Below are 14,268 nucleotides of genomic sequence, written 5' to 3'. Positions count from 1 at the left end.
CACAAGATAAACCATCAGCCTTGCTCGGTCGTTAAAATCATCGCTTGCGGTTCAATCAATCAACACAATAATAAAGGGTGACATTGTGGTAAATCCTACCGTACTTTCCCAAATCACTATCTATCCAGTCAAATCTATTGGCGGGCTTTCACTCTCTTCTTCGTGGACTGAAAAGCAAGGCCTTGCTTTTGATCGTCGCTTTATGCTGGCGCTGACTGGCGAGGCGGTCTCCGCCTTAGCTAAATACCCAACGATGGTGACGGCGCGTCAGTATCCAAATATGGTTCAAGTGAGTTCCAGTCTACTGCCTACTGGTATCATTTTTTCTTACCCCGGGGTGGAGCCGCTAAAATTACACTATTCTACGTTTAAAATGCAGGCTATAGATGCCAGTGTTTGGAGAGACCGTTTTTCCGCCTATACAACAACCGATGAAGCGAACGATTGGTTTAGCCAAGTGATAGGAAAGCGAGTTGAGTTACTGTTTACTGGCGAGCAATCTAACCGCATGAGAGAAAACCTTGGTCATAATGTGAGCTTTGCCGACGGTTTTCCTATCTTGCTTATTAGCTCTGGCTCATTAGCGGAGCTGAATAGACGCAGCAGCGACGTCCACACCATGGAACAGTTTCGTACTAACCTCGTGGTGCAATCAGACGAACCTTTTATCGAAGACTCATGGAAACGTATCAAGATAGGTGACGTCGAATTTGAAATTGTAGAGCCGTGTGAGCGGTGCATTTTAACGACACTTGATCTGGGAAATAGGGAGTTTAGGGCCAGTAAAGAGCCATTGACAACCTTTTCGCGTTTTAGAGCCAACGAGCAAGGCAAAATATTTTTCGGGCAAAACCTTGTAGCGAAAAACGAAGGTGTTATCTCCATCAATGATGCTATCGAAGTGCTTGAGTATAAGTCCAAGGAGTTTTATGAAGATCTCGACGCAAAAAAACAAGAGTTGATTTGCGTTGAAAGAGAACCTGTAGCAAGAAACTTCGAGACATTTTGGTTTGAGCCTAAAAATGGCTTGGTACCTGAGTATAAAGCGGGACAACACCTCCCTATTGAGATCACGGTCAATGGCAAACTGACTAAACGAATGTATACGCTGTCATCTAGCCCCTCTCGACCAGAGCGTTTGTCGATTTCAGTGAAGCGAGTCAATGGTGGTGAAGTCTCCAACTGGTTATTCAAACACTTACAAGTTGGCAATACCATTATTGCGGATCAACCCAAAGGCACATTCCATATTACTAAAGGCTCGAATGACCCGCTGTTGCTGCTTTCTGCCGGTAGCGGTGTGACACCCATGATATCCATACTTCGGTATTTGACTGACCAACGAGACACTCGTGATATTGCGTTTTATCATCAATGTTTGACGAAAGCGGATATTCCATTCATGGAAGAGCTCGTTATGCTAGAAAAACAACACGCCAATGTCACTGTGACTCTAGCCCTTAGCGAGCCATCAACTGATTGGCTAGGCGAAAAGGGGCATTTTAGTCGTTCTCATTTAAATCAAATTTCAGAGTTTCACAAACGTCAAGTTTTTGTATGTGGTCCTAGTGGTTTCATGGAGAGTGTAAAGCGCTTGATGATAGAGAGTGGGCTGCCTGAAGAACAGTACCATCAAGAGACATTTGGCGTTGCAAGAGTGGCGGACGGGAGCGAAAAAAGGGTTCAAATCAACCTTGATGGTGTCGTGTTTGAAGGAAGCAACCAGCGCACCGTTCTGGAGCAAGCTGAAGCTGCAGGGCTTTCTATTTCGAATAACTGCAGAGCTGGTTTCTGCGGCGCCTGCAAAGTCACAGTGAAATCAGGAGAGGTTTACCAGCCCGATGCCCCAGGAATTGAAGACAGTGATAAGGCGAAAGGAATGGCCCTAGCTTGCTGCGCGATACCTAAGACAAATGTAAATATTGTTAGCTAGTATGTAGGTTTTATGATGATTGAGGCCACTATCAAACTTTGATAGTGACCTCAATATCGTTGGACTATCTAAAACACAATAACACCCAAATGACCTGCAATGTCGTGCTTCGATTAGTCAACATTACAAAGAAGCCTCAAAAATATCCGGATGACGGCTCGATAATGCAATGATTTCATCTATGATGACTCTTATTTTAGGCAGAATGTAAGGTGTTTTTAGCCAAACAATACTGATGGGGGCTCCTTCGCCATTGAATTTCTCTAATACAGGGCATAATTGCCCATCATCAAGGTATTGCTTCACTAACCACACTGGTAGTTGAGCCAAACCTGCACCAGATAAAGCCGATTGCAAAATACCTTCACAGTCGGCTATCTCATGACGTGCTGAAATATCAACAGATTCGGTTGCCCCTTTAGCATTTTTCAGCAGCCAACTATGCCTTTGTCCTATAGGCCAACCGACGATGCAATCATGTTGGGCAATATCTTCTTTTTTGGTAATCGGTGCTCGCGTTGCTAAATAAGAGGGAGAGGCACATATCACCCTTTTTTGCTCCCCTATTTTACGTGCAACAATATCGCCCGAATTTTCTAAGTGCCCAACGCGGATCGCAAGATCAATCCCGTCACTGACTAAATCCGTAGGACGGTCATTAAAGGTAATAGATAGATCTAATTGCTCGAACTTGGACGTTAATTCTAGCAACTTGGGTAGGATTGCTCTTCTACCGAGAACTGCGGGTAAATCAATACGCACACGCCCTGATGGCAATAATTGTTGATTGCTTAAGCGCTTCTCTGCTTCCTCTAAAATAGTCATCGCTTTAAGGCAGTCGGCTAAATAGGAATCCCCATCATTGGTCAACGCGATGCGTCGAGTTGTTCGATGAAGGAGTTTGGTGCCTAGCTGCTTTTCTAGTCGAGCAACGCTTTTACTTAAAGCTGAACCGGTCATCCCAAGCGCTTGGGCCGCAAGGGTAAAACTCCCCAACTGCGCAACGGTGACAAAGTGACGAACTTCCACAAACTGGCTTTTTAACATCAATTGATTCCCTGTAGGACTTTATGTTTGTCATTATATGGACTTAATAAGCAGATGTGAATCGATTATTCTGCGTACATCAACGAGATGATTACATCGACTTTTCAATTAAGGTAAACATGATGAATAACTTCAATAGATTCAAAGGTAAGGTCGCTTTTATCCAAGGTGGCAGTCGCGGTATTGGTGCCGCCATTGTTGAGAGATTGGCATTGGAGGGAGCGTCTGTTGCTTTTACATTTGTGTCATCCCACGGAAAAGCCAAAGCGCTTGCGGAGAGTTTAACTTTACAAGGTGGCAAAGTCATCGCAATAAAGGCGGATAGCACTAAACCTGAAGATATCAGAAATGCAATCAGCGAAACCATAGAACAACTTGGTCAAATTGATATTGTCGTAAACAATTCAGGTACGCTGATCTGGGACAGTATTGAAAATTTGACGATGGATGATTGGGACAAGACCATCAATACCAACGTACGAAGTGTGTTTGTGGCGATTCATGAAGCTGCGAAGCACATGAATAATAATGGCAGAATAATCAATATCAGTAGCACGAACGCTCAGCGCATTCCTTTTGCTGGCGGTTCTATCTATGGAATGAGCAAGTCTGCACTAACCGGATTGGCCAAAGGTCTCTCTCGCGATTTAGGCCCTAGAGGCATTACCGTCAACAACATTTTACCAGGTCCGGTAGATACCGACTTAAACCCAGACAATGGCGATACTTCAGAGCCTGTAAAAGCTATTGGTGCACTTGGTCGTTATGGTCAAGTAGAGGAGATTGCGAGCTTAGTAGCATTCGTCGCTAGCTCAGAAGCGGGTTACATCACTGGTGCTGACTTGATGATCGACGGTGGCTTTTCCGCTTAATCGAAATACACGGTCGAGTCACTCACGATTGATCAACCCAACCTCAAGCAATCATCACTTCATGATGAGCAAAGAGAGATACGATGATTGGCCTACATCCAAGGTCAATCATTCAGCACCTATCAGTTTTGAACAGTTTTGCGCGCTTGCTAATGACATCCAGTTATTACCACATAAACATCCGATGTTAAATATCGAGCTCCCCAATAAAACAGATAGCGTATTAAAAAATTAGCGTTATTAAAACGAATGCTTAGTCTTATTCCATTTCTAAACAGAGAGGTAAATTACTTCTATGGACGACCCCTTTAGGTGCCGTTTTATCCCATTGTCTTCTTGTATTAAGGAGATAAGCACATGCTAGAGCTCTTTCTACAACCCGAAATCTGGGTAGTATTTGCCACGTTATTGATCCTTGAAATTGTTTTGGGTGTCGATAATGTCGTCTTCATTTCAGTTCTATGTGAACGACTCCCAGTACAGCAACGCAAAGTTGCACGTAATTTAGGTATTGCTCTGGCGGTGTTAACGCGAATAGGTCTTGTGTTTTCTATTTCGTGGGTGATGTCTCTGACTAATCCTTTGCTGAGCTTCGCCCATACAACGTTCACCGGACGAGATATTATTATGATATTGGGTGGTGGTTTTTTGTTGGCTAAAAGTGCGAAAGAACTTTGGTCATGGTTAAGACATACACCATCGTCATATTCGACTCGAGCTAGGACTGGATTAGCCGTCGTACTTCTCCAGATTGTGGCGGTAGATGCCGTTTTTTCTATGGATTCAGTCATAACCGCCGTTGGTTTAACATCTGAAGTACCAGTTATGATAGCCGCTATTTTGACATCCGCGATTTTTATGATTTTAACGGCGGAAAAAATCAACGACTTAGTTACTCGTTACCCTGGATTTAAAACATTGGCTTTACTGTTTTTGGTTTTATTGGGCGGACTACTAATGGCGGAAGGTTTAGCCATTCATATCAATAAAGGCTATGTGTACTTTGCTATGGTTTTCGGACTAACGCTTGAGTTATGTCATATACAAATAAAAAACAAACAGAAGCGAACCTTAACCATCCAACAAATCAAAGAATTTCAGAAAAAGCGAATCGGGTTACGTTTTAACTAGATACGTCTCATGTACAAGGAGCCTGTAGGCTCTGATGATTCGTAATGTACAAACCTAGCCTACACGATCAGCACTAGGCAAAGCGGCTTTCTATACACAAGGGGTATTCATTAATTGCTAATTTAGGAAGGGTGATAACTCGTTTTTTCCATAGGCGTTTCAGCTAACCCATCCCCTATAAAATATGATTGCCAAACTTCATGTTGACCAAAAACACTGAGAGGAGGTCATCATGAGAAAGTCATCTTCTGGAAAATGCAGTGGCATCAAAAGGCCATTTAAGCTTGAAGAGATCTGGCGGATCAGAACTAGGCTGGAGATTGAAAACGATTTGATGCAGCTCGCGTTACTGAACCTAGCTATAGATAGCAAGTTAAGAGCGAGTGATTTGCTAAAGTTACACGTTTACGATGTTTCTTCGCAAGGAGTTATCTATGACAGGGTTCAGTGCACCCAGCAAAAAACGGGCACCGATGTCCACTATGAGATTACACCAAGAACACAGCAAAGTATTAGCCGATGGATTTTTGCAGCATCCCTAGAGGCAAGTAGTTTTCTATTTCCGAGTAGCCGCCGCTCTGGGCAACCTATCAGCTACTCATTCTATCGAGCAATTATCAGGAGCTGGGCTGTAAAGCTTGGATTGAATGCTGACTATTACGGTACTCACTCCATGCGTCGCACCAAAGCCACTTTAATCTATGCCAGAACGAAAAACATCAGGGCTGTACAGATCTTACTTGGACACTCGAAGCTTGATAACACAATTCGATACCTTGGCGTTGAGCTAGAGGACGCTCTGAGGTTGTCTGAGAAAACAGACTGCTGACAGATAGAAGCTGCTACAGGCTTTTCTCCTGAAAAGCCTGTGCCCCTAAGTTTGTTAGAAGCTTAGGTATAGGCCTCTATGCTAACTAATCTCTAGTTAAACAATTTGGCTATAGCATAAAACGAGAAAGGGTTACCAGATGGCAACCCTTTACAAACAGGATAATCATTTTAATTAGTTTTTTTAGTGTTTGATTCGAACTTTTTCAACTTAAACCAGATCTTCTTTCGACCATTATTTCTCAAAGTATTTCCTCCAAAACAACACCACTTTCACCATTGGCAATTCTTTGGAGAAGGCTATTAACTTGTGTTTTTTTATTGATTGAAGTTTCGGTATTTTGAATAGTATTATTTTTATTAATTCTATTTTCATTATTAACTATTTGATTAGACATGTTATGCCCCTTAGAAATTTAAAATTAAGGTGCACTGAACATAGGTATTATTTTTAGGATAGAGAGTTAAGGGAGATTACAGAGAGAAACTTGCTAGGGATGACGCTGGAAAACTTTCTTTATATTTTATCTTGAAACAACTCTTTGTCAGAGCAACTACCTTGCCACAAACATGACAAGGTAGTTAAAATTCAACTGTAAGACTAAATAGTCGTTACATTTTCTGCTTGAAGACCTTTTGGCCCTTTACCTACAGTAAAAGAAACCTTATCACCTTCAACAAGCTTCTTAAAACCATCGCCTAAAATGCTTCGGAAATGAACAAATAAATCATCGCCATTTTGTTGAGAAATAAAACCGAAACCTTTAGTTTCGTTAAACCACTTTACTGTACCAATTACTTGATTAGACATATTATGCCCCTTATAAAATTAAAAATTAAGGTGCACTGAACATAGGTATTATTTTAGGATAGCGAATTAAGGGAGATTACAGAGAGAAACTTGCTAGGAATGACGCTGGAAGACTTTCTTTATACTTTATCTTGAAACAACTCTTTGTCAGAGCAAGAAACACTATACAGACTTATTTAATTAAAGATACCTTTATTTTAATTTAGTTAATCCCTACAAGTTTAAAGTTGTAGTAACAATCTAGCCCAGAATCCGTGGATGGAAGAGTATGTCCAAAAACTTCTAAGGCGCATCGTTTTGTATCAGCCCCCTATTAAATATGACTGCCAAACTTAATGTTGACCAACAACATTGAGAGGAGGTCATCATGAGAAAGTTATCTTGTACAAAGTGCAGTGGCATAAAAAGGCCATTTAAGCTTGAAGAAATCTGGCGAATCAGAACCAGGCTTGAGCTTGAAAACGACCTAAGGCAACTTGCTCTGCTAAACCTAGCCATTGATAGTAAGTTGAGAGCGAGTGATTTACGAAAACTACACGTATACGATGTCTCTTCGCAAGGAGTGATTTATGAGAGGGGTCAATGCATACAGCAAAAAACGGGCACTGATGTGCACTATGAAATCACTCCTAGAACTCAGCAGAGTATTAGTCAATGGATCTACTCTGCACCCCTAGAAGCAGTTTTTTGTTTCCAAGTTGTCGCCGTAAAGGGCAACCTATCAGTTACTCATTTTATCGTTCGATTATAAGGTGTTGGGCTGTAAAACTGGGGCTGAATGCAGACTATTATGGGACTCATTCAATACGTCGCACCAAAGCTACTTTGATCTATGCCAGAACAAAAAACATTAGGGCAGTACAGATTTTACTAGGACATTCGAAGCTAGACAATACGATTCGTTACCTTGGAGTTGAACGGGAATAAGCTTTGAGACTTTCAGAGCAAACTGACTGCTAGAAGCATTAGCACAGGCTTTTCTCCACCGTTGAAAAGCCTGTGTCCAGTATTGATTCAGTGCTCTCTAGTCTGATTTATCTTATCCCGATTCTTGCTAGAGCGGCCGTTCTTTTAGGTTATTCGAGTCATACTTCTCTACAAGGCTCGTTCCGTTGTAGAAAAATTGCCAAATCTGTCCTTATACGGACATAAATAACCTATAATAATAGTTAAAGATGTATGCTCTCACATAACCACACGTCGCATAACGTTAGCGATAAAAAGAGCCTAGTAATTAGGGGGTACTGTAGAGCTTGAGATATGAAAGCTAGTATGATTTCTAGCTAATAATTTCTAATTATATTAGAAGTTTAAGTAGAGCTTCCCTATCCTAAGGCAACACTTAGTAACTAATCGTAAACTGCACACAATTTACTCTAGTTGATTAAGCGCTACCTACCTCATTCAATTTTGCATAGGTCAAATTCCTTACCTATAGCCGGAGGGCATGCTCATGCTCCCAAGTAACAATTCTTCAGGAAACCCCTAGGGTGGAGGACAGCAAGATCCTCCACATTTGAAAAAAGCTTTTCATACTATTCTTCAGCACTTCAAGAAAATTCTTATCGGTGGCGGACCGTCGAGCTTTTTTTCTCCATTTATTATTTTATTTTTAGTTCTCATTTTATGGTCAACATTTTATACCGTTCCAAGTGATTCTGTCGCTGTCATACAACGCTTTGGTAAGTATGTAAATAATGTTCCTGCGGGGCTCCATATCAAGGTTCCACTTGGTATTGACACGGTAAAAATAGTTCCAGTTAAACGTCAGCTGAAACAAGAGTTTGGTTTTACGACGCCAGGAGCTAATGATCCTCACCAAAGTCCCAGAGTGAACGATCGTCGCCAAGAGACACAAATGGTCACTGGTGATTTAAATGCTGCCCTTGTGGAGTGGGTAGTTCAATATCGAATTTCTGAACCTATTAAGTTTTTGTTCGAAGTCCGGGAACCTAGTGAAACGCTTCGATATGTTTCTGAGTCCGTAATGCGTGAAGTTGTCGGGGATAGAACTGTGGATGAAGTGATCACAATAGGCCGACAAGAAATTGAATATGAAGCGCTTTCAAAAATGCAGGCGCTCTCAACGAAATATGCCTTAGGAATCAGTATTGACCAAGTGCAATTGAAAAACATCAACCCTCCTCAACCTGTTCAGGCATCATTTAACGAAGTGAACCAAGCCCAACAGGAAAAAGAAAAGCTTATTAATGAAGCTCGTCGAGATTACAACAAAGTGATCCCTTTAGCTTTAGGAGAAAAAGATCAAAGGATCAGAGAGGCTGATGGTTATCGTTTAAAAAGAGTGAATGAAGCCGAGGGGGATACAGCGCGATTTAATGCACTATTGTTTGAGTACGTTAAAGCTCCAGAAGTGACCAAACGAAGAATCTACTTAGAAACCATGCAAGCTGTATTACCGAATATTCGGGCCAAAATTATCATTGATGAGCGAGCAAACAATATCTTACCTTTACTTAATCTCAATAAGACACAAGGAGATGCACAATGAAACCGAAAAAAATAGGAGTCATAACCGCATTAGTTTTATGTGTCTCTCTTGGTATATACAACGCACTTTACACCGTGAGTGAAGTACAACAGGTCATTATTACTCAGTTTGGTAAGCCAATAGGAGAACCTGTTGTGGATGCCGGGTTAAAGATAAAAATGCCATTCATTCATGAGATTAACACTATAGACAAAAGAGTGTTGGAGTGGGATGGCAACCCTTCCGATATGCCCACAAAAGATAAGCTGTATATTTCAGTTGATTTATTCGCTCGGTGGCGAATAATCGACCCACTTCAATACTTTTTAAGAATCAAAGATGAGCGTAGTGCACAATCTCGTCTTGACGATATTTTGGGAAGTGAGACGCGAAATGCTGTCGCAAAGCATGAACTAATCGAAATAATTCGTACCAACAAAAACAGAAAACCGTTACGAGATGCCTTATTAAGTGACACTGAAGGAGAGTTAAAAATTGGCACCCTTGTTCCTATTAAAAAAGGGCGTCAACTAGTAGAACAAGAAATATTCTCTGCTGCGTCAGAAAAAATAAAGATATTTGGTATTGAATTGCTCGATATTCGCTTCAAACGTATTAATTATAATGAAAGTGTTCGCCCTAAAATTTACGAGCGAATGGTTAGTGAGCGTCGGCAAATCGCGGAACGTTTTTTATCCGAAGGGAATGGGGAAGCTGCGAGGATTCGTGGCGACCGCATCAGAGATTTGAATAAAATCCAGTCTGAAGCCTATCGTGAAGTCGAAGAGATTCGCGGACAAGCTGATGCCAAAGCCGCCGAAATTTATTCGTTAGCTTACAATAAAAGCCCTCAAGCGAGAGACCTTTATGAGTTCACGCGAACAATGCAGTCTTACTCAACTATCATTTCAGAAAATACAACGCTTGTTTTATCTACTAACAGTGACATATTCAGGTTTCTCAATAGCATTGAAGGTAACTTAATACCTACAGTTGAAAACAATGAGTAAAAAAATCCCAATAGTACCAACTAATCCGACTCGATTACCCAAAGAGTACATTGATTGGGTTGCTCAACCAGTAAACCGTTTTATACATATTGAATCCGCAGCAGGCATTGTTCTATTTGTTTCAGCAGTACTTGCTGTTTTACTTGCCAATTCAAATCTAAGTGAAGAGTTTGCTCATTTTTGGCAGATTTCGGTAGGGATTACTTTCGGTGATTTAGTCTTTGAGCGTTCTTTACACAAATGGATAAACGATGCTGGAATGACTTTGTTTTTCTTTCTCATTGCCTTAGAACTTAAGCGTGAGTTGGTGCTGGGTGAACTTCGTAATCCAAAATTAGCTGTACTTTCCATTGCTGCCGCTCTTGGTGGGATGTTGTTACCTCCTCTTTTCTATTTATTTATCCAATTTGGTGAGCCAGGGCATCATGGTTGGGGGACTGTGATGGCGACGGATACCGCATTTGTAATCGGGTGCCTAGCACTCTTAGGACGAAGTATTCCGAGTAGCTTACGAATATTCATGTTATCAATGGCCGTAGTCGATGATATTGGCGCAATCTTTGTTGTGGCTATTGGTTATGGTAATGACATTGAATGGCGGCCCGTGGTTTATGCATTGATAGGTTTTATTATTGTTCGAGGTATGAGCTTCTTGGGAGTTCGCAGTATTGTACTCTTCTCTCTTGTTGGAGGAATGATATGGTTGTCGGTCGACATGTCTGGTATACATCCGACAATTACTGGTGTGATTCTAGGCTTATTAACCCCCACAAATAAGTGGGTCAGCAAGCAACACCTCTCCACTATTGTGGACTCAATAGTGGCATCATCTCCTATGAAGCAATGGAGCGGAGATAAGATTGAAGGAGAGACTTTAAGGACAGCTGCGGCGGCGGCCCGTGAAACGCTTTCACCGGTCGAGCGCTTAGAAATGTTACTTCATCCTTGGGTCGGGTTTATCATCTTACCACTATTCGCCTTTGCTAATGCTGGGATTTCACTAACCAGTACGAACGCAACGTCTCCAATTACTTTTGCTGTCTTTTTGGGTTTTGTTTTTGGCAAGCCTATAGGTATTGTGCTGTTCAGTTGGATATCCGTAAGACTCCGGTTAGCCATGCTTCCAGAAAATATGAATTGGGGAATGATTTTTGGGGGGGGGATGTTGGCTGGCATTGGCTTTACGATGGCCTTGTTTATCTCAGAGTTAGCCTATAGCCCTGATCAAATTAATGCAGCAAAACTTGGAATTTTCTCAGCTTCCATCTGTTCAGCTTTACTCGGTCTCACTTTTTTACGGTATTTCTCTGTAAGAGAAAAACAGAACAACATCTGAATCTGAAATGTATAGACAGTCTGCGGTGAAAAACTACCGCAGACTGCTACCCCGTAATCTAAGACGCGAGACTTCACTATGACATTTTAGGAATATTAGCTGTCAGCTGCTTCAGAACATATTGAAGAATACCCCCCGAGTTAAAATACTCCAGTTCCTTAGGGTTATCTATACGAGCAGTAACAGGTATGGTGAGCTCAGCACCTTGCGCTGTTACTACGATAATATTGAGCTCCAATAACGGCTTAATAGGTTCGTGGGGGGCAATAAAAACAGTCTCATTACCCTCTAAAGTCAGTGAATTTAATTCATCTGGTCGCATCAGTTGAAGAGGCAGTATGCCCATACCGACTAAATTACTACGATGAATTCGCTCAAACGATTCCGCGATGACCGCTTTCACATTCAATAACAAACAACCTTTTGCCGCCCAGTCACGACTAGAGCCTGAACCATAGTCTTTGCCAGCAAATATTACCAACGGAACGTTAAGTTCGATTGACCTCCTGCTGGCGTCGTAAATAGGAATGATGGGAGGCGCTTTCTCAGTGGTTGACATGTTACAGTCATCCAGTTTGGTATCGCCGTAACACCGCGTGACACCGCCTATCGTCGGGGAGGCGATTTTGTTTTCCAAACGTACATTTGAAAAAGTCCCACGAACCATGATGTGATGATTTCCTCGGCGTGAACCATAACTATTAAACTCTTCAGGTGTGATGTTTTTTGAAAGTAGATATTGACCCGCCGGACTATGTTCTGAAATGCGGCCTGCTGGTGAAATATGGTCGGTCGTAATTGAATCCCCCAAAATGGCTAATACACGCGCTGATTCAACAGGAAAAGTCGGCGGTAGTATTTCCAAAAAAGGAGGGCGTTGTATGTAAGTAGAGCCTTCGTCCCAAGGGTAGCAGGGGCTATCTTTCATTGACAATTGTTCCCACTCTTCATCACCTTCAGTAATGTCGCTGTAGCTCAATCTAAAGTGGCTCTCATGGACTTGATTTAGCATTTCATCCAGCATGGCTTGGCTTGGCCACAGATCTTTTAGATAGACGGGCTCGTTGTTACTATTGAGCGCAATTGGGTCTTTTTCTAAGTCAATACAGGTCGTACCCGCTAACGCAAATGCGACGACTAAAGGTGGCGAGGCAAGCCAGTTTAGGCTAACAGAGGGGTGCACTCTACCTTCAAAGTTGCGATTACCTGATAATACCGCCGATACATTCAGGCTGTTTTCCGAGATCTCAGTTTCAAGATTGTTTTTTAATGGGCCAGAGTTACCAATGCATGTTGTGCAACCGTATCCAACTCGATGAAATCCCAATAGGTCGAGGTAGTCTTGCAAACCCGTATCATTGAGATATCGAGCGACAGCTAATGAACCGGGGGCGAGAGAAGTTTTGACGTAGCTAGGAACGGTTAACCCTTTTTTAACTGCTGCCTTAGCCACCAAACCCGCAGTCAACATAACAGCGGGGTTTGACGTGTTAGTGCACGAGGTGATAGCTGCAATGACGACATCACCATGATGTAAGGGTCTGGATGAGCCTGGCTGGTTTGAGTTTGCGGCACCTTCAATAGCACATTGGTCAAGAGTCACTTGCTTAATGGCGCTGATATTAAGTCTGTCTTGAGGTCGTTTGGGCCCTGCTATTGAGGTACCGATGGCAGATAAATCGACTACAACATTTTCGTCATACTCTGGTGAAGGGCAGTTTGTATCCCACCATAGCTCTTGCTCTAGAGCGTACGCCCGCACTCTATCAATCAGTGAAGAAGGGCGGTTTGTCAGGGTTAAATAGGCGATAGTATTTTCATCAATTGGGAAAAATCCGCAAGTGGCTCCATACTCTGGTGCCATATTGGCAAGCGTTGCTCGGTCTGCCACCGATAGAGTGGCTAAGCCGTCACCATAGTACTCAACGAACTTACCTACCACGCCATGAGACCTTAACCTTTCTGTGATCGTCAAAACCAAATCGGTCGCAGTCACACCGGGACGCAATTGCCCATCAAGAAGTACTCCGACAACTCGTGGGATAGCGATATTTAGTGGCTGACCAAGCATTGCAGCTTCGGCTTCTATGCCTCCCACTCCCCAACCCAACACGCCTAACCCGTTTATCATAGTGGTGTGGCTATCGGTTCCTATTACCGTGTCTGGTGTTAACACTCTTTTTTCGTCTTCGCGCACAACTTGAGATAGATATTCCAGATTAACTTGATGGCATATCCCCTTACCGGGAGGGATCACTGTCAAGTTACGGAAGTTTTTTTGTGCCCACTTTAGAAATGTATAACGCTCTCTATTTCGTGCCATTTCATGTGCACGATTTGTTTGTATCGAAGATTCTGAACCTGATTGATAAACAATTAACGAATGGTCAATGACAAGATCAACCGGACATTTAGGTGTTACATAACTCGGATCTCCGCCTTCTTTAGCTACTGCATCTCTTATTGCGGCTAAATCGACTAAAGCAGGTATCCCAGTATAGTCCTGCATCAGTACTCTACTAGGATAGAAGCTCAATTCTGATGAATGACCGTTGTTCTCTGAGTCGAGAGCCTTATTTTTAAAGAGCAATGCTTCAATAATTCGAGATGACTCTTTTAAATCAGAGGTTTGTCGCATTACATTTTCAATAAGCAGACGTTTAGTTACGGGAATTTTGGACAGGTTTACTTGATAATCTTGGGCAAGTTTTTTTAATGACCAGTATCTATATTCTGTACCTTTTAAATTCAGTGAACTTAGATATGTTTGGAGCCATGTTTTCTCGTTGGTGGGTATCATGATTTGTTT

Annotated in this window: 11 protein-coding genes and 1 pseudogene; 8 read left to right on the top strand and 4 right to left on the bottom strand. The window is 42.2% G+C overall.

All coding sequences use genetic code 11. The features are described from left to right. The first annotated feature begins 85 nt into the window (after positions 1 to 85). Complete coding sequence (locus tag FKN16_RS10260) at positions 86 to 1,933, top strand: hybrid-cluster NAD(P)-dependent oxidoreductase (RefSeq protein ID WP_170902619.1); 1,848 nt, start codon at positions 86 to 88, stop codon at positions 1,931 to 1,933. A gap of 123 nt (positions 1,934 to 2,056) precedes the next feature. Here FKN16_RS10260 and FKN16_RS10255 read toward each other — a convergent pair whose 3' ends face one another. Beyond that, entirely contained in the window at positions 2,057 to 2,980 is a 924-nt protein-coding gene (locus tag FKN16_RS10255) for a LysR family transcriptional regulator (RefSeq protein WP_016792128.1), read from the bottom strand. A 122-nt stretch (positions 2,981 to 3,102) separates the two neighbouring features. Between FKN16_RS10255 and FKN16_RS10250 the strand changes: the two genes are divergently transcribed. From FKN16_RS10250 to FKN16_RS10240, 3 genes are all read left to right on the top strand, one after another. After that, a complete protein-coding gene (locus FKN16_RS10250; protein ID WP_170902618.1) occupies positions 3,103 to 3,852 on the top strand; it encodes a 3-oxoacyl-ACP reductase family protein in 750 nt (249 codons plus the stop codon). Positions 3,853 to 4,209: 357 nt separating this feature from the next. Further along, a complete protein-coding gene (locus FKN16_RS10245) occupies positions 4,210 to 4,983 on the top strand; it encodes a TerC family protein (RefSeq protein WP_170902617.1) in 774 nt (257 codons plus the stop codon). 232 nt (positions 4,984 to 5,215) lie between these two features. Continuing rightward, positions 5,216 to 5,812 (top strand): tyrosine-type recombinase/integrase, encoded by a 597-nt coding sequence (locus FKN16_RS10240; protein WP_047009881.1) that lies wholly within the window; start codon positions 5,216 to 5,218, stop codon positions 5,810 to 5,812. Positions 5,813 to 6,053: 241 nt separating this feature from the next. Here FKN16_RS10240 and FKN16_RS10235 read toward each other — a convergent pair whose 3' ends face one another. Further along, a complete protein-coding gene (locus FKN16_RS10235; RefSeq protein ID WP_167394233.1) occupies positions 6,054 to 6,209 on the bottom strand; it encodes a hypothetical protein in 156 nt (51 codons plus the stop codon). A gap of 203 nt (positions 6,210 to 6,412) precedes the next feature. After that, positions 6,413 to 6,622 (bottom strand): cold-shock protein, encoded by a 210-nt coding sequence (locus FKN16_RS10230; protein WP_005379008.1) that lies wholly within the window; start codon positions 6,620 to 6,622, stop codon positions 6,413 to 6,415. 367 nt (positions 6,623 to 6,989) lie between these two features. Here FKN16_RS10230 and FKN16_RS10225 point away from each other — a divergent pair. The 4 genes and pseudogenes from FKN16_RS10225 to nhaA all read left to right on the top strand — a co-directional run bounded on the left by FKN16_RS10225 (position 6,990) and on the right by nhaA (position 11,459). Then, a pseudogene (locus FKN16_RS10225) lies at positions 6,990 to 7,549 on the top strand (tyrosine-type recombinase/integrase). Between the two features lie 589 nt (positions 7,550 to 8,138). Beyond that, positions 8,139 to 9,134, top strand: coding sequence for an FtsH protease activity modulator HflK (gene hflK, locus FKN16_RS10220; RefSeq protein ID WP_170902616.1), 996 nt, complete (start codon positions 8,139 to 8,141; stop codon positions 9,132 to 9,134). Further along, positions 9,131 to 10,123, top strand: a complete 993-nt coding sequence (gene hflC / locus FKN16_RS10215; protein WP_170902615.1) for a protease modulator HflC — start codon at positions 9,131 to 9,133, stop codon at positions 10,121 to 10,123. The genes hflK and hflC overlap by 4 nt, the downstream gene beginning before the upstream one ends. Further along, complete coding sequence (gene nhaA / locus FKN16_RS10210) at positions 10,116 to 11,459, top strand: Na+/H+ antiporter NhaA (RefSeq protein ID WP_170902614.1); 1,344 nt, start codon at positions 10,116 to 10,118, stop codon at positions 11,457 to 11,459. Before hflC ends, nhaA begins: the two co-directional genes overlap by 8 nt. A gap of 76 nt (positions 11,460 to 11,535) precedes the next feature. Here the strand turns inward: nhaA and acnA are convergent, their stop codons facing one another. Continuing rightward, positions 11,536 to 14,259, bottom strand: coding sequence for an aconitate hydratase AcnA (acnA, locus tag FKN16_RS10205; protein WP_170902613.1), 2,724 nt, complete (start codon positions 14,257 to 14,259; stop codon positions 11,536 to 11,538). Positions 14,260 to 14,268: the final 9 nt, after the last annotated feature.

It is taken from the genome of Vibrio sp. 11-4(1) (genome assembly GCF_013048625.1).
GTDB classification, from domain to species: domain Bacteria; phylum Pseudomonadota; class Gammaproteobacteria; order Enterobacterales; family Vibrionaceae; genus Vibrio; species Vibrio diabolicus.
Note: the sequence above shows the minus strand (reverse complement) of the source record. Positions and strands in the feature narration are given on the sequence as shown.